The sequence below is a fragment of the Streptomyces sp. NBC_00377 genome, from assembly GCF_036075115.1.
In the GTDB taxonomy this organism is placed as follows: domain Bacteria; phylum Actinomycetota; class Actinomycetes; order Streptomycetales; family Streptomycetaceae; genus Streptomyces.
The window spans coordinates 6,022,657-6,042,676 of record NZ_CP107958.1 but is presented as its reverse complement, the minus strand read 5'-3'; the positions used below and the strand labels follow the sequence as shown (position 1 = coordinate 6,042,676).

Genomic DNA, 20,020 nt, shown 5'->3' with positions numbered 1-20,020 from the left:
ACAATACTCAAAAAGCCGGGTCCCGGAGATTTCTCTCCGGGACCCGGCCTGAGGAAACAGGGCCGTCAGACGGCCGTAACACCCTTGGGCAGTTCCGCCGCGTCGTCCGGCGCGGCGCCGACCGCGCCGTCCGCCCCGGCGGCGTGGGACTCCTGGCCGACGTTGCGCGCCTCCGACTTCAGCGCGAGGTCGGTGATCGCGGTGTCGAACCGCTGGATCGAAGTGGGCTCGTCGGGTCCGAGCAGGTACTCCTTGAGCTCCCTGCGGTCCTTGGCCAGCGGATCGGAGGCCGGGTCACGGACCGCGTCCAGCAGCTGGTCCAGCTCGGCGGCGCTGTTGCCGAGGATCACGGCCGCACGCACCGCGGTGTTCTGCCGCCTGAACTCCTCCGCGCCCAGCTCCGCGGAGTCCGCGACCGCATACGGCTTGCCGCTCGCGATGAAGTCGGAGACCACGCTGGAGATGTCGGAGACCATCGCCTCGGAGGCGTTGAAGCAGTCGTAGAGACGGGGTCCGGTGCCGGTGATCACGCGGTGCTCGAAGGAGGGGAAGGAGCGCCAGTAGGTCTCGTTCCACTCGGCGCGCAGCCGGGCGGCCTCCTCGTGCTTGCGGACGTCGACGATGCCGTCACGGCTGGTCACCGCTTCGTCGGCGCGCTCGTCGAACGCGAGGGACAGACCGTCGAGCCGGGCCTTGAGGCGGGTGAGCTCGGCCTTGGCCCTGGCCTGGGCCGCCGGGTCCGCGGTGAAGCGGGAGTCGCCGGCGCGCTGGGCTGCGGCCTTCTTGATCAGGGCGACGATCCGCCGGTGGGCGGCGCCCGCCTTGGCGCTGCGGGTGCCGGTGAAGGGATGCGGCTTGTACAGGACACGGACCGGGGGCTCGGCGGCGACCAGCTTCTTCACGATGTTCTCGCCGGCCAGCAGGAGCGAGGTGTTGCCCGGGTTGTCGTCCCAGCCCTCCCATGTGGGCGCGTACAGAACCGTCGGGCAGTAGGTGCCGGCTCCTCCGCGGGCTCCCGCGGGTTCGTCGCCCTCGGTCCTGATCGGCGCCAGCTGCGGACGGCCGACCTCCACGATGTCCTCGTCGCGGATGCCGACGTCGGCGATGGCGTAACGGTCGCGGCCCGCGCGGCCGGCGGTCCACACCTCGTCGTACGCCTTGCTGAACGGGTTGACGCTGGCGGCCTTGTCGCTGTCGCCGTGGCCGATGAAGACGTGCTTCATGGTCGGCACGCGCAGCAGGTGGATGTTCTTGCCGACGTTCGCGCAGTACAACGCGACCCGCACCATGGACAGGTCCAGGTTCATCAGGTGCACCCCCCCGGGCACGCAGACGACAGGGACCGAGGTGGGCGCCATCTTCTCCAGGACGGTGCGCTCACGCAGGATGACCAGGGGCCGGGACTCCATCTGCTCCATGGTCTCCAGCCACATGTTGACCTGGTAGGCGGAGTCGTCGGAGCCGGAGAAGTACAGCACCGTCTGCGGCCGGTACTCGCGCAGCCAGGCGCTCATGACGCCGAGGACCTTGTCGGCCTTGGGCGGCAGCCGCTTCGCCCGCAGGTAGGGCACCAGCGCGACGACGTACAGCCCGCCCAGACCGAGGGTGACGGCGATGCCGGCGTAGCCCGGGGCCACGGAGTCGCCGATCGCGCAGACGAGCAGGCCCACGACCGCCGCGAGGTCGAGGTGCAGCATCTTCACGGTGGCGCGGCTCAGCAGGCTGCGCGGCGGGGCGTCCGGGATGCGCAGCCTGGAGGCCAGGTCGACGTTCCTGGTCACGACCGGCATCTGGCGGCGCTTGCCGATCAGGGTGACCAGCGCGCCGTGCGGGGCCTGGAGACCGAAGAACACCGTGAAGCAGGCGATGGCCGCGTAGAAGACCGGCTCCTCGGCGAGGTCGAGTCTGGCCAGCAGCAGGATCAGCAGCAGTTCGCGGACCAGGAACCGGGTGGACAGACCGGCCCGTACCTTGCCCAGGAGGCCGATGAGACGACTGCCCTTGCGGTGGAGGTAGAGGTCCGCCAGGTATGTCACGGCGGCCGCGGCGGCAAAGGCGGGGGCGCTCGGCACGAGCGCGGCGGCCATGAGACCGGGGTAGCCCAGCATCATGAGGACCGCCGCGGCCAGTTCGGCCGCGCTGCCCACCCGGGCCACGCGAATAGCGGTGGATATCACGGAGAAACCTGCTCTGGGAGGGGGCCGATCATGTGTACTAAAAGTCCGGAAAATCCTTTGTGAAGGTTTCGGGAATTTTACGGATTCAGGCCTCTGTGAATTCTCCGTGAACGGGAAGCGACAGAGGCCTGAAAAGTCGATTGCTATTTCCGAGGGATTATGCCATGCCATCCTGTCGGTCGAGCACCCCGGCCAGGGCCTGTTCGAAGTCGGAAGCCCGGCCGGCGGCCGCCGTCGGGTCCTGCTGGCGGACGTCGACGACGTGCCCGGTGAGGTCGGAAAGCAACACGTCGAGCGAGGTGCGGGCGACGGCCTCGGAGGAGAGCAGGCTGCCCGAGGGCTCCTGCCCGAAGGCCTTGGTACGCATGGGCGTCGCCGTGCGCTCCGGGTTCACGCAGTTCACCCGGATGCCGTCACCCGCCCACTCGTCGGACAGCGCCTGGGTGAGGTTCACCATGGCCGCCTTGGTCGAGGAGTACAGGCTGTACTCGGCGCGGCCGCGGGTGTAGCTGCTGGAGGTGTACAGCAGCAGCTGGCCCTTCGTCTCCGCCAGGTACTTGTACGCCGAACGGGCGATCTGCACCGGTGCCAGGTAGTTGACCTTCAGCGCTTCCTCGATGGTCGCGTTGTCGGTCTCGGCGAGCTTGCCGATGCGCAGCACGCCGGCGGTGTTGACGACATAGTCGATGCGGCCGGTCTCGCTGTAGGCCTTGGACAGGGCGTCGTCCACCTCCTCCGGGTTCTCCACGTGCGTGCCGGTGGTCGAACGGCCCAGGGCGTAGACCTTGGCGCCGTACGACTCGGCGAGCTCGGCGATGTCCTTGCCGATGCCGTACGAACCGCCGAAGACGACGACGGTCCTGCCGGTGAGCAGCTCGCGGTAGACCTCCTCACCCTTCTGCTCGGGGGTCGCGGAGGAGGCGAGCTGGAAGAGCTTGTCGGCGATGAACACGTCGACCGGCTGCGTCACCTTCATGTTGTACTCGTCGCCCGCCACGACGTGGATCGGCACGTCGGGCAGGTAGCGCAGCACGACGGTGCAGTCGTCGGTGGCCTGGAAGTTGGGGTCGCCCGCCGCCACCTCGTAGGCCCGGCGGATGGTGGACAGCTTGAACGCCTGCGGGGTCTGGCCTCGGCGCAGCCGGGAGCGGTCCGGGATCTCGGTGATGAACTCGCCGTCCTCGCCGTGCGTACGCGTGACGATGATGGTGTCCGCGGACGGGATGGCGACGTCGACGGCCTGGTAGCGCTCGAGCGCCGTGACGCAGTCGTCGATGACCCGCCGCGAGAGCAGGGGACGCACGGCGTCGTGGAAGAGGACGTTGAGGTCCTCGCCGTCGGCCAGCCCCTCGCCCAGGGCCGCGATGGCGCGCTCGGTGGTCTCGTTCCGGGTGGAGCCGCCCTCGATGATCTTCCGGACCTTCCGGAACCCGGCCTTGGAAACGATCTTCTCGATGTCGGGTACATAGCCCGGCGCCATCAGCACGATGATGTCGTCGACCGAGTCGGCCTTCTCGAAGGTGGTCAGAGTGTGCTCGATGACTGCCTTGCCGGCGATCTTCAGCAGCTGCTTCGGGATCGACAGACCCACACGCTGGCCGGTGCCACCGGCCAGGATCACTGCGGTGGTACGGGGCTTGGCTATGTGCTGGGACACAGAGGACCTACCTTGGGGCGACAGGGAACGGGGAAATGGTCCCACTTGCGGTTACCGCGATGCAAGGTGAGCGCCGCCCGCTGCAAATGTGCACGCAACCTGGCATTCACCTTGCGTCGCTGGTGATTGGTAAGACTCGACGCGGCTTCCCACGGATGGTCCCTGGAAATCCTGTGAGTTACTCCACAACAAGTATGTCATTGCCGAGAGTGACGAAGTCACACGGACGAACGCTTGAGAGTCCTCGGCCGCCCGCCCCGTTCGACGCGGCGGCTCCCCAGAGCCCGCGCCATTTTCCTCCGGCGTGGCTCCGGCACACCCGGCTGCGACAGAGCCCCGCCGGGCACAGCGGCCCCCGCAGTTGCCCCCACCCCCGCCCCCGGCGGCGAGCGGCCGTGCAGCGCCCGAGCGGCCGCACCGGGAGCGGGCGGTCCGAGGCCGGCCGATCCCTGCCCGGCGGGCCTCGGCGCAACGCGGCGGGGCCGCGCCACCGCTCCCCCGCAACCGCGTCGCCTCGATCCGTCCGGGCATCCCCCGCGCCCGCGCCGGCCACCGCCTGGATCACCCTGTCGAGTGGTCGAATCTTCACGTGGCGTGACGTGGGACTGCACTCGTCCTTCATATGCATGCCCGTGGCGTCGCGGATAAGCGGGAAATAACGCTGACCGCGGAGCCCATTTCACGGAATTCCATGGCGCGGCTTCTTACGTCCGTCTCCATGGTCCGGGATCGGTAAGAAGGGTTCCTCAGGAGACGGTGAGAGGAGCCCGGGGCACAGAGGAGTCCCGGGCTCCCGCCGACGGTTTTTCACACCGGTGTCCTCACACCCGCCGGACTTCGCGGAAGCAAGGAAAGACCCGTGGCGGCCGGGCCACGGAGGGCCGGCCGCCACGGGTCCGCAAGACACACAGGACGTAGGGCTGGAGGGACTGCCGACAGGGTCAGAAGGGCTCGAAGCCCTCGAACTCCTGGGTCGCCTCGTCGCGTTCGGCCTGCTTGTCCCGGCGGCGCTGGGTCGCGGGACGCGGCTCCTCGAAGCGGTGGTCCTCGCCCCGGCGGCCGAGCATCTCGGCGCCGGCCGTCACGGACGGCTCCCAGTCGAAGACGACCGCGTTGTCCTCCGGACCGATGGCGACGCCGTCGCCGCCACGGGCGCCCGCCTTCATCAACGCGCCCTCCACACCGAGGCGGTTGAGGCGGTCGGCGAGGTAGCCGACGGCCTCGTCGTTGTTGAAGTCGGTCTGGCGCACCCAGCGTTCGGGCTTCTCACCCCGGACGCGGAACAGGCCGTCCTCCTCCAGCGAGACGGTGAAGCCGGTGTCGTCGACCGCCTTGGGACGGATGACGACCCGGGTCGCCTCCTCCTTCGGCTTGGCCGCGCGCGCCGCGGCCACCATCTCGGCGACGGCGAAGGACAGTTCCTTCAGACCCATGTGGGCGACCGCGGACACCTCGAAGACGCGGTAGCCGCGGGCCTCGAGTTCCGGGCGGACCATCTCGGCGAGGTCCTTCCCGTCCGGCACGTCGATCTTGTTCAGCACCACGAGCCGAGGCCGGTTGCCGAGGCCGCCGTACTGCTTGAGCTCCTCCTCGATGATGTCGAGGTCGGAGAGCGGGTCGCGCTCGGACTCCAGGGTCGCCGTGTCCAGCACGTGCACGAGGACGCTGCACCGCTCGACGTGACGCAGGAACTCCAGACCCAGGCCCTTGCCCTGGCTGGCGCCCGGGATCAGACCCGGCACGTCGGCGATGGTGTAGACCGTCGAGCCGGCCGTCACCACGCCCAGGTTCGGGACGAGGGTCGTGAACGGGTAGTCCGCGATCTTCGGCTTGGCGGCGGACAGCACGGAGATCAGCGAGGACTTGCCCGCGCTGGGGTAGCCGACCAGGGCCACGTCCGCGACCGTCTTCAGCTCCAGGACGATGTCCTGGAGATCGCCCGGCTCACCGAGCAGCGCGAAGCCGGGCGCCTTGCGGCGGGCCGAGGCCAGCGCCGCGTTGCCCAGTCCGCCGCGACCGCCCTGGGCGGCGACGTACGAGGTTCCGTGGCCGACCAGGTCCGCCAGCACGTTGCCGGCCTTGTCCTGGATGACCGTGCCGTCCGGGACCGGCAGGATCAGATCCTGGCCGTCCTTGCCGGAGCGGTTGCCGCCCTCGCCGGGCTTGCCGTTGGTGGCGCTGCGGTGCGGCTTGTGGTGGTAGTCGAGGAGCGTGGTGACCGACTGGTCGACGACCAGGATCACATCGCCGCCACGGCCGCCGTTGCCCCCGTCGGGGCCACCGAGCGGCTTGAACTTCTCACGGTGGACGGAGGCACAGCCGTGGCCTCCGTTACCCGCGGCGACATGCAGTTCGACGCGGTCCACGAAGGTGGTCATGGTGGGTGCCTCCAGCACTGGCTACAAAACGAAACGTACGTATCTGTCTACTGCGTAACACGCGAAAGGCGGACCCGCCTTCCCGCACGGGAAGTGAGGTCCGCCTCGCGAAAGCTTCCGATCAGGCGACCGGAACGATGTTCACGACCTTGCGGCCACGGTGGGTGCCGAACTGCACCGAACCGGCCTCCAGGGCGAACAGCGTGTCGTCGCCGCCACGCCCGACGCCCGCGCCGGGGTGGAAGTGCGTGCCGCGCTGGCGGACCAGGATCTCACCCGCGTTGACGACCTGACCGCCGAAGCGCTTCACGCCGAGCCGCTGGGCATTGGAGTCGCGACCGTTCCGGGTGGACGATGCGCCCTTCTTGTGTGCCATGTCTCCTCAGTCCCTTACTTCGCAGCCGCGGGGATCTCAGTGACCTTGATCGCCGTGTACTGCTGGCGGTGGCCCTGACGACGGCGGTAGCCGGTCTTGTTCTTGTAGCGAAGGATGTCGATCTTCACACCCTTGTGGTGGTCCACGACCTCGGCCTGGACCTTGATGCCGGCCAGCACCCACGGGTCGCTGGTCACAGCGTCGCCGTCGACAACGAGCAGGGTCGAGAGCTCGACCGTGTCGCCAACCTTGGCAGTGGAAATCTTGTCAACCTCAACGATGTCGCCGACAGCAACCTTGTGCTGGCGACCACCGCTGCGCACGATGGCGTACACGCGGATCTCACTCTCTCGCTCTGGGACGGCATCCCCGCAGTCCAGCCGCCCGGGAACGAACACGGACGGCCTCTCCCGGCCACCTAGGTACCGGTACCCGGGAGGAAGAGGGTTTACGGAGATGTGGCACGTCAACCGACACGCCGAAGGAACAGGCTACGGGGCCCGGCTTGAGGGGTCAAACCGGGCCCCGGTCAGTGGTCGATCGGGTCAGTCGGCGTCTTCCGGTTGCTCCAGTGCTGCCGGAGCGAAGGACGCGATGTCGTCCACGGCGTCTTCGGCCCGGCCCCCGAGCACGGGATCCTGGAGCAGGTCCCGCACCCGAGCCACCAGCCGGACGTCGATCGCTCCGTGCAGCCGCGCGACGTGGCCGGCGCAGGTAACCGCCAGTGCCGTCACCTGCGGGTCGACAGCGGGGCCCCCGGGGTCGAGGCACTCCAGGAGGAGCGCCTCGACCGCTTCCCGGTCCGGATCGTCGTACGTGAGGGCGAGGAGCGCCCGAGTGGCCCGGCCGAGGTCGGATCCGCCGACGTCGGCCGTGAGGGCCGCGCGCCACGCAGAGACATCCGACCCGCCCGGCCCGTCCTGCGCCGGCCGCCCTGAGGCATCGTGTCTACTCAGTTTTGACCTCTTTGTTCTTGATTCCCCGGCGTAGGGCGCTTTTCGCCTTGGCCATGCTCGGATCGGTGTTGATGTCCGTCCGCACGTGTCCGTGGAAGACCTCGTTGGTGCCGCCTTCGACCGTGCAGCCGCACGGAACCTCACGGGTGCGATCGAGGACCACGCTATCGCCGGTGGTCCGGTCGATCCCGACCCGGCGTGGCGACGTCTCCTTGATCTGTACGGAGTTGTCGAGCGCGTCCTGTCCGTTGTTGGGTTCGGCGCTGTTCTCGCCGCGAGAGCTGCCGCGGGCTTCGCTGCCGTGCTTGCCTCCCGCCTCGTAGGTCCGCTCGCCACAGTTGTGCACCAGCAGGGGCGAGCCACCCGCGAAGACGTAGTAGGTGTGGATGTCCTCGACGGTGAGGTCGTGCGTGCGCTGGCGCCGGTCAAAGGGCCGGACCGCGGTGACGTCGACCGAGTCGCCGTTCGCCGTGTGCAGCCGCATACCCGGTGCGAGGTCGCCGGCCTCGACCCACTTCTTCCCGGACTCCGACCAGAAGGGGTGGGTCGTGGTGGAGACCAGGGCCTCGGCCTTGCCGGACGTGCCCTTGACCGTCAGGTCGACGAATTGCTTGTCGTCCTCGGTGACAATCGTGCCCACGACCTCGCGCACCGCCGTTTTCCCCGTCTTGGGGTCCGTGACGATGATCTTGTCGCCGAGCTTCACCTTCTCGATCGGCTTGGTCTTGCCGTGGGCGAGCAGCACCTTCGTGCCGGGCAGGAAGCTGTGCTTGCCCTCGAAGGGGCAGGAGCCGCCGATGTCGTCGTCGGCTCCCTTCTTCTTACGGGCTGCCGCGGCCTTCTTCCTGACTTCGGCCAGCTTCTCCGCGGCCTTGGAGAGACCGAGCTTGGCCCGGCCCACCGCCTTGTTGGCGTTCCACAGGCCCTTGACCCCGCCGATCATGTCCTTGACCAGGCCGGTGACCCGCTTGGCGAGCTTGAGGCCCTTGGCCCACTTCCAGGGCGCCCCGTACTTGGCGAGGATCTTGCCCGCCAGGCCGCCCGCGAAGCTGCCGGCGATGTTGAGCAGGGTCTCGCCGCAGGCGCCGACGTCGCCGCTGGAGATGCAGTCCAGGGCCGCGTCCACGCCGAGGATGTCCCGGGCGATCTTGATCAGGGCCTTGCCCGCGGACTTGATGCGCTGCCTCGCGGAGGACTGCTGCTGCTGCGCTGCCGCCACGTCACCGGACGCCTTGCTGACGTCGGACTGCGCCTTCGAGACTTCCGGGTCCGTGTTGGTGACCGGCATTCCGCCGCGGCACTCGATCAGGCCTTCCCGGCACTCCGGGATGATCATGCCGCTGGGGTCGGCGTGCGTGACCGGGGAGTTGTTGGCGTAGGCGTAGCCGTTGATCTGCTGGGGCTGGGTGTAGTCGATGATCGGGTCCACCGAGATGAACTTGCCGATCGCCGAGTCGTACTCCCGCGCCCCCAGGTGGGTCAGGCCGGTCGAGGCGTCGATCGTTCCGCCGACAAAGCCCTTCTCCCCCGGCCAGGTCCCGCTCTTCGTGCCGCGGTCGACGCCGAACGGGTCGAAACGGCGCTGGGAGACCGCACCGGTGGCCGCGTCGATGGCGAGTTCACCGGTGCCGTGGTGGTCGGCGGCTACGAAGGAGAGGTTCGAGGCGGTACGGACCGCCACGGTCTCACCGGCGTAGTCGTAGTAGCGGGTGGCCTCCTTCTTGGTGCCGTCGGTCGACAGCTTCAGCTCGGTGCCGGGCAGATAGACGGTCGTACCGGAGGGGTCCTTGCGCTGCACTCGGTTTCCGTACGCGTCGTACAGGAAGCCGGTTTCCGCGCCACTGCCCTCGGTGACCTTGCTCAGAGCTCCAGTGTCGTCCCAGGCGAGGATCTGCGCGTTGCCGCCCGTGGTGCGCTTGGTGGTGTTTCCCGCGTCGTCGTACTCGTACGACGACTGCCTCGTCCCGGTCGGAATCGTCTCGGTGACCTTGGTGACCTGGTGGGGGCCGTCACCGAGGGCGCCGGCGCCGCCGTACTCGTAGCTGCGGGTGATGTTGTTCGCCGCGTTCAGGCCGGTGTCGTGGTTGATCTCGGAGACACGGTTGCCGATGGCGTCGGTCTCGTACGACTTCCAGTACGGGGACGGGCCGCCGAGCGCGGTGGAACCGGCGGCGGAGTCACAGGCAGTGGGACCCGTGCCGTTCACCGGCGTCGTGGAACCGCGGCTGCCGGAGCCGGCCGCGGTCGCCGCGGTGGCCGACGGCGTCCAGGCGTCCTGCAGCCGTTGCCGGCCGTCGTAGGCGAAGCACTGCACGTCCGGCGCGCCGGAGTTCGCGGTGTCCGCGATGGACAGGACGTTGCCGGCCTGGTCGTAGGAGTAGGTGGAGTCCTTCGCCGGGGCGGTCGCGCCGTAGACGTCGACCAGCGACCGGGTCAGCCGGTCGGTGCCGGTCTCGTAGCCGTAGGTCTGCCAGACCTTCTTGCCACTACCGCCCTTGAACAGCTCCAGCTGCTGGAGCTGGCTGTTCCTGTTGTAGACGGTGTCGGTGACGTAGGAGTCGGTGGTGCCCGTCATCGTCTTCGGACGTTGCAGCGCGTCGTACGTGTAGGTCAGCACCTCGGCCGGCAGGTCGCCGATCGCGGGCAGACCGGAGGTCTGCAGGGTGCCGTCCCGGTTGTACGTGGAGGTGTAGACGTAGGTGCCCGCCAGAGATCCCTGGGACACGGGGACCTGATAGGCGGTCTTCAGCGGGCGGTAGAACTCGTCCATCGACTGCACGGCCGAGGCGAAGTACTCCGTGGGCGTGATGTAGCTGAGCGACCCGTAGGCCTGTCCGAGCCAACCGGCCTTGTCGTACTTGGTCTCCGTCAGTTTCGTGCCGGTGTCGGGGTCCCCCAGCCACGTGGTCGTCACGCGGCCGAGCTTGTCGTAGGACGTGGAGGTCTTCTTGTTGCGGCCGTCGTACGCCACGACCGGCCGGTCCAGTTCGTCGTACTCCGTGCGTGAGGTGCCCGCGTCCGGGTCGATCGACTTCGTCTTACGGCCCAGCTGGTCGTACTCGTAGCGCCACACGTTGCTCTTGGCGTCGGTGACGGTCTCCAGCAGGCCCGCGGTGTTGTAGGTGTACTTGGTCGAGTCGTACGGCACGCCGACGCCCGGCGCGGCTCCGCGGTAGTGGCGGATCTCGGAGAGGTTGCCCTGGTTGTCGGTGATCGTCGTGGTGGGCACGCCGCCGACCGGCGGGTCGACGTGGGTGAGCTCACCGTCGTACACGGTCGTGGTGCGCCACTGCTCGGCGCCGCTGACCGCGGAGATCTGGGCGGTGCTGCGGCCCAGACCGTCGTACTCCAGCAGGCTCTGCGCGCCGACCTGGCCGTTGCTGACCAACAGCAGCTCGCCCTCGGCCGCGCCGGCCGCGTTGTAGGTCGAGTTGGTCTTGCGCACGTTGCCCGTGCCGTCGTACCAGGTGTCCGCGACCATGCGGGTGCCGTCGGGGCCCTCGGTCTGGATCTGACGGGAACGCAGCATGCTGTCGTACATCTGGTACTCGGCGCCGTAGGAGCCGTCGTTCTCGATCTTCTCCGTCTTGATCGCGGTGACCTTGTCCTTGCGGACGTTGTACGAGTACTTGATGCTCGGCGTCTGGGTCGAGGCCCGGTCCGCCAGCCACACCGAGGTCAGCCGGCCCAGCGCGTCGTAGGCGAGGTCCGTCCGCTTGCCGTTGGGGTCGGTCTGTCCCACCGACATGCCCCAGGCGGGGGCGTAGTCGGTGATCGTGTTGTGGCCGAGGGCGTTGGTGACGGTCGTCCTGGTCAGCAGGCCGTTCGTCTCGACGTAGACGGTCTTCGTCTGGTCCGCCGTGCCGTACTGCTCGGCGTCCTGCTGCGTCTTCGGACGGCCGTACAGGTCGTAGGTCGTCGCGCCGGTGACCTGGTACGTGGCCGTGGTGCCGTCGTGCGCCGTCAGCCGCTCGGTCCTGGTGGCGTCACCCTTGGTGGGCGCCGCGCCGAACGCGCCGCCGTCGTAGGAGGTGCGCTCGTCGCCCAGGACCTGCGTCTTGCGGTCCGGGGTCGTGGCGCACTTGACGGACACGACCTCGCTGCGGGCGGGCAGCGACAGGATGTTCTTCGCCGTGTTGTCCGCGTAGGTGGTGCGGGTGCAGGTGTCGTCCTTGGTGGTGGAGACGTCTCCCTGGTCGTCGACCGTCAGGGTGCGGCCGGTGCCGTTCGCCGTGTCGAACGTCGTCGTGGACTTCGTCTCGCTCCAGGTGCCGTCGGACTTCAGACTGAAGCCGCGCCCGGTCTGGGTGCGCACGATGACCGCGTTGCTGGTGCCCCAGCTGTTCTTCTGCGTCGCGGTGGTGTACTTGACGGGCGTGTTGATCGTCTTGCCGACGAGCTTGGCGCCGTCGTATGTGGCGACCTCCAGCTCCTGGCCGGTGAACTCCTCCTCGTCGGTGTACGACGCGCCCGTGGAGTCCTTGACCGTCACCGAGCGGGTGTTGCCGTCGGCGTCCTTGTCGCCGTCCATGCCCTGCATGAACGTGTGGTCGACGCGGGTCTTCTGCACGTCGGCGGTGCCGCTCGTGACCTTGACCTTGCCGTAGCCCTGCCAGCCGCCCCAGGTGAGGTACTTGGCGTCGGTGATGCCGTCCGGCTTCGCCTTACGCCAGGCCGCGTCGCCCTGGTACTCGTAGCGGGTGACCATGCCGTCGCTGCCGCCCGTGCGGTCGGTCTCGATGACCGCCGAGACGACGTACTTGTGGAACCAGTCCGTGATCGGGTCGACGTAGCCCGGCGGGGCCCACTTCACGGGGTAGCAGCGCTTGACCGACTCGCCCGGCTTGGGCAGCGTGGCCTTGGTGCAGTCGGCGGGCGCGTAGGTGACGTCGAGCTGTGCGCCGGTCTCGCTGAGGACCATCGACAGGCGGAAGCGGTAGAACGGCGCGATGTTGTCGCCGATCGCGTCCACCCGGTTGGCGAGCTGCTCGCCGAAGAGGTCGACGGACGGGAGCTTGACCGCCGTGCCGACGCGGCCCTCGTGCTCGATCTTCGACAGCCACAGCGTCTTGGAGTCGTCGCCGTTGTCTGTGAACAGGTGGGTGAGAATCCAGGCGTCGACGTCCTGGTAGTTCGTGGCGTCCTTGCGCATCTGCGTGACGACCGACGCCAGTCGCTTCGTCGTGAAGAACGTCTGGACCGGCGAGGTGCACTTGGTGGCGGACTTGCACTCCTGGTCGACGGGGACGTCGGGCCAGCGGGAGGCGTTCGCCTTGGTGCGCTTGCTCTCCGCGCAGTCGAAGTCGGACGTCACCAGGCAGCGTTCGGCGGTGTTGAAGACGACCCGGGCCGGCGCCTTCGCGGCGTAGACACTGCCGTCGCGCTGACCGTAGTCGATGCGCTTGAGCCAGCCGCCGCGGTGGTAGGCGGTGCCGTTGACGTCCGTCTTGCCGTTCAGCGCGTAGTAGTTGGTCTCGCGGTCGTAGAAGTAGGACATCACGTTGCCGTGCGTGTCCCTGACGTAGTCCAGGCTCCAGCGCCACGCCTGCTGGCAGTTCGCACTGGTGAACGTGGCGTTGTAGCAGGGCTCACCGGAGTCGTCGCCGAAGATCGGGGCGGTCCAGACCGAGTTGGTCTCCTCGTTGCCCGTCGCCCAGCCCGGGAGCCGGTTCAGGCCGAAGAAGTACTCGGTGCCGTCGGAGGTGGTGACCTTCCAGTGCTCGCCCTTGTCGTCGGCGCTGCCGTCGTCGCCGTTGACGGCGCCCGTCAGTCGCTCGACCTTGGAGCCGTCGTCGGACGACAGGTGCCACTTGCCGGTCGTGTCGTCCTTGACCAGCTCGCCGGACGAGCCGTTGAGCATGATCGTGGCGTTCTCGAAGGCCCAGCACTGCTCGCCGGAGCCGGAGTGACCGTCGTCGGAACAGGGCTTGTAGCGACGCTCGATGTAGCCGGGATCGTAGGAGAAGCCCTCGCCCACCCAGGAGCCCTGGTTGTTCGTCGCCGAGGTGCGGCCGTCCGCCGACTGGGACGAGTAACCGAGGCCCACGGTGGGGGTCAGACCACCCGGGGTCGGAACCGTGTTCAGCGGGTAGTTCCAGTTGAACGCGCCGGAGGAGGTGGCGACACTCCAACTGGCGGAAGGAGAGAGGGCCGTCGCCTTGTACGTGCCCTGCGCGCTCGACGGGCCGGCCGCCACGGCCACGAGCGAGGTCGCGGTGCCGGCCATCGTGGAGACGCCCTCGGCGGGAGCCGGGGCGGCCGTCACGTCGGCGGAGACCGTGCCCGACTTGACGTCGTTCACCGTGGCCAGCGCCTTGGGCTGCTCGGGACACGCCTTGCTGCCCGGGGTCGCGACAGCGGCGCACGCCGGCAGCTGCACCAGCTGGAGACGGGAGGCGTAGGAACCGCCGAAGCCTTCGGCGAACTCGGAGTAGTCGACCGTCAGACGGACCTTCGCGGCGTCGTCTTCGCCGTCGGCGCGCTCGACGCCCAGGAGGACGCCGGCGCCGAGCTGCGCGGCGCGCTTCGGGTCGAGGACGTCGACGCGCACCTTGTCAGCGGCCTGCGCCGCCTTGGCCCCGGCCTTCGCCTTGCCGACCCTGACCGGCAGGCCGCCCGCTTCCGCGGTGGCCCCCAGCTTCACCTCGGCGCCGCCCTGCTTGGGCCACACCGCCTTGTCGAGGCCCTTGACCGCGGCCTTGCGCGCCGGGTCGGAGGGGCGCGACTTCGCTTTCGCGGCGGACCCCTTGGCGGGATCCCCGTCGTCCTGGACGCCGGGGCGGCTGGTGCGGCCCCGGTCGCCGTCGTCGAGCGCCAATGCCTGGACCGACGACGCGGACAGCGCGAGCGTGAGCCCGAGCACTGTCGCGGCGAACGCCGGTCTGGGCATGCGGCGGCTCAGTGAGCGGCCACGGAAGAACATTCGGCAACTTCCTGATCGAAGGAACGTGGTGGGGAACGTCATGAGAAAAGGGAGAAGGAAGGCGGTGGGACAGGTGTGCCGGGCCGCGAAGGGACCCGGCACACCTCAGAACTGATGGTTCGTCACAGATCGGACACGGCCGTCAGCGCGGCCATCTGCTGCACCGCGATCGGGTCGGCGGCGCCGCTGTAGACGCGGACCTCGTCGATCGCGCCGGCGAAGTACTCGCTCGCGCCGCGCAGCGAACGGCCCACCTGGAGACCGCCGGTCGCGGACCACAGGGTGTCGTCCGTGCCGTAGGCGCCGGCGACGAGCTGGCCCTCCACGTACAGGCGCACGGAGTTGGCGAAGGCGTCGTAGACGACCGCCAGGTGCTGGCCGGAGCCGCCGGTGTCGGGCAGTTCCTGGTCGTCGGTGAAGGTGACGACGGCGGGGGCGGCCACGTCCGACTTCGCGACGGCCAACTCCCACTGGCCGGTGGTCGCCTGGTAGCGGACCTGGACGCGGTTGGCGTTGGCGCCCGGCAGGGACAGCACTGTCTGCGACTTCTCCGGGTCCAGCGAGGTGAGCTGGGCCCGGGCGGTCACGGTGAAGCTGCTATTGCCGGTGACCGGGGCGGTGGCGGTGGACGCGTAGTCCCCGTCGCCGTCCAGGACCAGGTTGCCGTCGCCGACCAGGGCCGCCGTGTCGAACAGCGGGTCGGCGGGGCGGTAGATGGAGGCGTTGCCCGCCAGGGTCAGAGGCTGGCCGCCGCCGGTTTCGGCGGAGGCGCCGTTACCGGCCGCGTCGAGTTGCCAGTAGCCCTTGCGGGCCGGCTTGACGGTCATCAGCTCGGAGACCTCGGCCGCCGAGACGACGCGGTCGAAGACGCGGACCTCGGCGAGGTCACCGGTGAAGTTGTCGCGGTAGCCGCTCTTGGCGGTGGCCCGGCCGATCTGAAGCGGGCCGTACGACTTCCAGGAGGAGCGGCGGCCGGCCGAGGCCTTCAGGTCCTTGTTGATGTAGAGCTGGAGCTGCGGGCCGCCGGTCTTCTGCGCGTCGTACACGCCGGTCAGCAGCACCCACTGGTCCTTGACCACGGAGATGCCGGTGGAGACGGCCTTCCACTCGCCGAGCGAGTCCACGTCGTTGACCGGGACGGAGAACTTCCAGGTCTGGGCCGACGCGTCGTAGCCGAGGGTGAAGCCGGGCTCGCCGGTGCCGTCCTGGCTGACGACCGTCATGTTCTTGTCCAGCGCGGTGGGCCGGACCCAGGCGCTGACGCTGAAGCTCTTGGCCGTGTCGAGGACCGTCTCGCTCACGTCGAGGTAGGACTCGGCGGTGCCGTCGAAGCGGGCTGCCTTGTCGGCCTTGCCGCCGGGACCGTCCGCGCCGAAGGTGACGGCGCTGCCGGCGCTCGCGGAGTAGTCGCCGCTCTCGTCGTGGGCTTCGCCGCCCGCCTCGTCGGCGAGGTTCCACTGCCCGACGACCGGACGGCCTTCGGCCACCAGGAAGTCGTAGGAGTTACTGCTGGCGTGGGTCGCCTTGTCGATGGCGATCACCTCCAGCACGTGCCGTCCGGCCTTGGTCGGCACCCATGACGCGGTGACGGATCCGCCCCCGGTGGTGGGGTTGAGGGTGGTCAGCGCGGCGCCGTCGAAGGAGTACTGGTACTTGACGACGTCGGTGTCCGCGATCTTGTCGTTCGGGTTGGGGGAGAAGGTGAAGCTGCCGTAGGTGCCGACGCCGTCGTGGTAGACGGTGTCCGACGGGTACTGCTTCGACATCACCAGCGGCTTGCCCGGCCACGTCGCGTCGTAGACGAACTCGCAGCGCTGGGCGGGGTCCCCGTCCGAGCTCCAGGGCCCGTTGCCGTCACCGTCGTTGGCGCGTGCGCTCCAGTAGATGACGGTGTTCTGCGGAATGCTCGACCTGACGGTGTGCTCGAACTTGGTGCTGGCCGTCGGCGAGAGCGCGTCCTTCGTGATGTAGGTGTACGAACCGGGACTGCTCCCGCCCCACTCGATCTTGAACTCGACCTTCACCTTGTCGGTCTGGCCGTTGCCGTGGTCGGGGTCGCTCGCGATGGCCCGCAGCTTGGGCGGGGTGTCGACGGTGGGACGGGTCGCGCCCCACTTGCACACGCCGCCGGGGTCGGTGGACATGTCGGACGTCTTGATCTGCCGCGGCAGGTTGTTGTACGAGACGGACAGGTAGGCGTTGCCGCAGATCCGCTTCCACTCGGCGAACCGGGACTCGTCGGCCGCGCGCAGGCCCAGCGTCATCGAGTTCCAGCCGCCGGCCGCAGCCGTCTTGATCTCGCTGGTCAGCTCACCAGAAGCGCCGCTCTCGAAGTGCAGGTTGGCCTGGCTGGAGCAGGAGGTCGGCGAGATCGCCTTGTCGACCGTCTGCAGATAGTCGTCCCAGTCGTCCGAGGTGTTGGACCAGTTGCTGGACGACGTGAGCGAGTAGTTCTGGCCGCCGATGCGGTAGAGCTGGATGGGCTCGGCGGTCGGCGAGGCGCTGTAGATGTGCTCGACCCGGGCGGAGAACGTGGCGCCCAGGATCTGCTTCCCCTTGTAGAAGGAAAGCGGCATCGTGAACATCACGCGACGGGTGCCGACGCCGTTGCAGGAGACCGGGTTGTAGTCGGTGGGGCACTTGCCCACACCCGCGCTGCCGGAGTACTTCCAGTCCTGCTCGCTCGGCATGCCGGACATGACGCCGGTCCACGAGGTGCGCGAGGTGGTGCGCTGGATCGGGTCGATGACGACGGGGAAGACGGTGTCCGCGCCCTTGAGGAGTTTCTGGTCGGGCACGAGACGAAGCTTGCCCTTGCCGACCTCCACGCCCAGCGGAGCGACCCGGCCGCCGCCGCCCGGGCCCTCGAGCGCGGCCTCCGGCGCTGCCTGCGGGCCGGGGGTGGCAGTGGTCGCGGTCGGGGCAGTGGTCGGGGCGGTGGCGTTCCCGTCCGGGCCCGCGACGGCGGCCGCCGCTGCCTTCAGTGCCTTCGCGACGGCCTTGGGGCCCTGCTTCCTGGTGGTGGCTTCCTGGACGGCGGCCGAGTCCCACATCGCGGGCTTGCCCGCCTGGAAGACGGTGCCGCCGACGACGGCGTCCTCCGCGACTATCGCTCCGGTCGCGTCCTCGGTGACCTTCAGTCCGTCCGTCGCCATGCCCAGGTCGAGCTGGGCCAGCCTCGGATCGGCCGCGGCCTCCGGCGTCTTCACGACGAGCAGGTGTCCGAAGCCGTCGGCCTCGGCCCGCACGGTGAGGTCCACGCCGGGCAGGGCGTCCGCGTAGGTGGCGGTCTCGCCCTCGACCGTCGGCGCGGGCAGCTTGCCGTACGGCCAGGTCAGGGCGAACTCACGCCCCGCCCGCTGCATCGTCACGAACGGCACACCCGCCCGGCCCGTCGAGAAGCTGAGGTCGACCGTGGCGGCCTTCGGACCCCAGCTGCCGTCGGCCCGCTTCACCAGTGTGGCGTCGACCTTGACCCACTTGCCGCCCTGCACCGTGCGCACCGGCTCGGTGTACTCGCGGGCGGTGAACGTGCCGTCGGGCTCGGCGAAGATCTCGCGGCGCTCGGTGCGCAGGCCCACGACCTCGGTCTTCTTGCCGCTGTCCTTCGCTGCCGCCATGGCCTGCTGCTCGGTCACCATCGGCTGGTCGGCGGCGACCGGTGCCGGTCCCTGCGCTGCACCGCCCGGCAGGGCCGCCAGGGTCCCGGCCGTCACCGCGCCGGCGACGGCGGCCGCGACGGCGGCGCGCATCAGCACGCCACGCCGTATCGGTCTCTGTGTGTCTGCGGACACTCGTCCACTCTCCCGTTGGGTCAAGTCAGTTGCGTCGTGTTGTCTGCGGGAAGCCGGGGAAGCCGGTCGTCCGTCGTCATCGTGGCCTGTCATCGGACCGCCGTCCCGAACGCGCCACCGTCTGCGGGGATGCCGCCCTCGCCGGGCTTCCAGGTCTGGGTCGGGGCGCCGCCCGAGGCCACGTTCCACGGGAAGCCGTGGACCGCGCGGCCCTCGACCGGGCCGTAGGGCACGCCCACGTAGAGCAGCGACGGGGTGCTGCCGAGGCTGATTCCCGCGTACGTCCGGGGTGCGGGGCCGGAGGGGATGCCGCTGCCCGGCTCGAGCCACGCGTCCGTCAGGCCCGGTGCTCCGATCAGCGGGAGGATTTGGACGCCGCCCGCTTCCGGTGCCTGCTCCAGGGACTCCTCGCCCGGCACGCCCACGGCGAGGCGCATCGTGGTCGCCGTGCCCACCACGTTGGTGGCGGTGTTCACCGCGGCGAGCTGCTGGCCGAAGAAGTCGCCGGCCTCCGCGTCCCCCTCGACGCCCTCGACGTTCTGGTCGATCCAGTTGAGGAGGGCGACCGTGCCGTCGGCCTTGACGTGGTAGACGTGCACCGCCCCGGCGTCGACGGTGGTGTCGAGGTCCTCGCCGGGCACGCCCACCGCGAGGATCGAGTCGGTGACGGTGGCCGCGCCCGACGGTCGGTAGGGGGCCATCGCCAGGGCGGTGCCGTACCTGTCGTCGGTCTGGGCCGCGGAGTCCGGTCCAGGTGTGCGGCCCTGGCCCATGCCGAAGAGAGGGGCGGGGATGCCGTCCGTGTTGATCGACGGCCGGAAGACGTGGACACCGCCCGCGAAGGCGACCGTTCCGATGCTTTCGCCGGGAACGCCGACCGTGAAGAACCGGTCCGTGGCGGCGACCGAGGCTCCGAAGCGGTCGTACGCCTCCGCCTCCTCCCACAGCCCGGGACTGTTCTGGTGGACCGTGGCGACGGTCGGGGTCACACCGTAGGCGTACGCGACGAAACCCATGTCCGTCAGCCCGGAGCTGTCCTCGCCCGGAATGCCGATGACGAGGAACGGCACCCCGGTCGTCGAGACGCCCGCCGCGACCGAGTAGCCGACCCAGTCGTCCTCCTCGTAGGTGTTGGCCAGGTTGCCGTCGGTGCCCTGCCGGAATCCGAGGCTCGGTGTCCCCTGGGCGATGCCCGCCGGGGATCCGTAGACGAGGTGCACCAGCCCCGCGTCCTTGACCGAGCCGACGTCCTCGTACGGAATGCCGACGGCAATGTCACTGCAGCCGTCGAGGTTCGCGTCGTAGACGGCGATGGAGAAGCCGAACTGGTCTCCCGCCTCGGCGCCGTCGGAGACGTTCGGCGTGTCCTGCGACAGCGTGGTGACGCCTTTCCCGCCGCCGAGGACGATGTGCACCGCGCCGGCCTTCTCCTGGCCCGACACCGTCGCCAGCGGATCGGCGACGGCCGTGTCGCGGATGCCGTCCCCGTTGAAGTCGGACTGGGTGCCGGCGGTACAGACGCCCGCCGCCGCGGCCGGTGTCCCGGTCGCCCCCAGCCCCAGTCCCAGCAGCGCCGCCGCCAGGATGCCCGCGCCGCCGCGGCGCCACGCCTTCCTGGCGTGCGGCACCTGTCTGCGCCCGGACGCCGCGCTGCGCGGCGCGTCCGGACAGGGGTGTCTGGACATGGGTTTCCTCCCCGTTTGCTCTGTGTGCGTGTGGCGGCGCGGCCGTCGGACCTCAGGACCGGACGGCCGCGGGTG

Annotated in this window: 9 protein-coding genes; all 9 read right to left on the bottom strand. The window is 69.4% G+C overall.

All coding sequences use genetic code 11. From position 1 onward, the window contains the following. Window positions 1–65 precede the first annotated feature (65 nt). Window positions 66–2,177 carry a hypothetical protein gene (locus tag OHS71_RS26865; protein WP_328481896.1) on the bottom strand — a complete coding sequence of 704 codons (2,112 nt, stop codon included), beginning with the start codon at window positions 2,175–2,177 and terminating at the stop codon, window positions 66–68. Window positions 2,178–2,334: 157 nt separating this feature from the next. After that, window positions 2,335–3,834, bottom strand: coding sequence for a bifunctional cytidylyltransferase/SDR family oxidoreductase (locus tag OHS71_RS26860; protein ID WP_328481895.1), 1,500 nt, complete (start codon window positions 3,832–3,834; stop codon window positions 2,335–2,337). 941 nt (window positions 3,835–4,775) lie between these two features. Beyond that, window positions 4,776–6,212 carry a GTPase ObgE gene (gene obgE, locus OHS71_RS26855; RefSeq protein ID WP_328481894.1) on the bottom strand — a complete coding sequence of 479 codons (1,437 nt, stop codon included), beginning with the start codon at window positions 6,210–6,212 and terminating at the stop codon, window positions 4,776–4,778. Between the two features lie 121 nt (window positions 6,213–6,333). Next, a complete protein-coding gene (gene rpmA / locus OHS71_RS26850; protein WP_003990207.1) occupies window positions 6,334–6,588 on the bottom strand; it encodes a 50S ribosomal protein L27 in 255 nt (84 codons plus the stop codon). 14 nt (window positions 6,589–6,602) lie between these two features. Continuing rightward, entirely contained in the window at window positions 6,603–6,923 is a 321-nt protein-coding gene (gene rplU, locus OHS71_RS26845) for a 50S ribosomal protein L21 (protein ID WP_007381993.1), read from the bottom strand. A 210-nt stretch (window positions 6,924–7,133) separates the two neighbouring features. Next, window positions 7,134–7,322 (bottom strand): hypothetical protein, encoded by a 189-nt coding sequence (locus tag OHS71_RS26840; RefSeq protein WP_328481893.1) that lies wholly within the window; start codon window positions 7,320–7,322, stop codon window positions 7,134–7,136. A gap of 214 nt (window positions 7,323–7,536) precedes the next feature. Next, the gene (locus tag OHS71_RS26835) at window positions 7,537–14,433 is read right to left on the bottom strand and encodes a polymorphic toxin-type HINT domain-containing protein (RefSeq protein ID WP_328481892.1); all 6,897 of its coding nucleotides are present in this window, start codon (window positions 14,431–14,433) and stop codon (window positions 7,537–7,539) included. A 155-nt stretch (window positions 14,434–14,588) separates the two neighbouring features. Continuing rightward, window positions 14,589–18,260: a LamG domain-containing protein gene (locus OHS71_RS26830; protein WP_328481891.1), complete on the bottom strand. Its 3,672-nt coding sequence runs from the start codon at window positions 18,258–18,260 to the stop codon at window positions 14,589–14,591. An 89-nt stretch (window positions 18,261–18,349) separates the two neighbouring features. After that, window positions 18,350–19,945 carry a VCBS repeat-containing protein gene (locus tag OHS71_RS26825; RefSeq protein ID WP_328481890.1) on the bottom strand — a complete coding sequence of 532 codons (1,596 nt, stop codon included), beginning with the start codon at window positions 19,943–19,945 and terminating at the stop codon, window positions 18,350–18,352. Window positions 19,946–20,020: the final 75 nt, after the last annotated feature.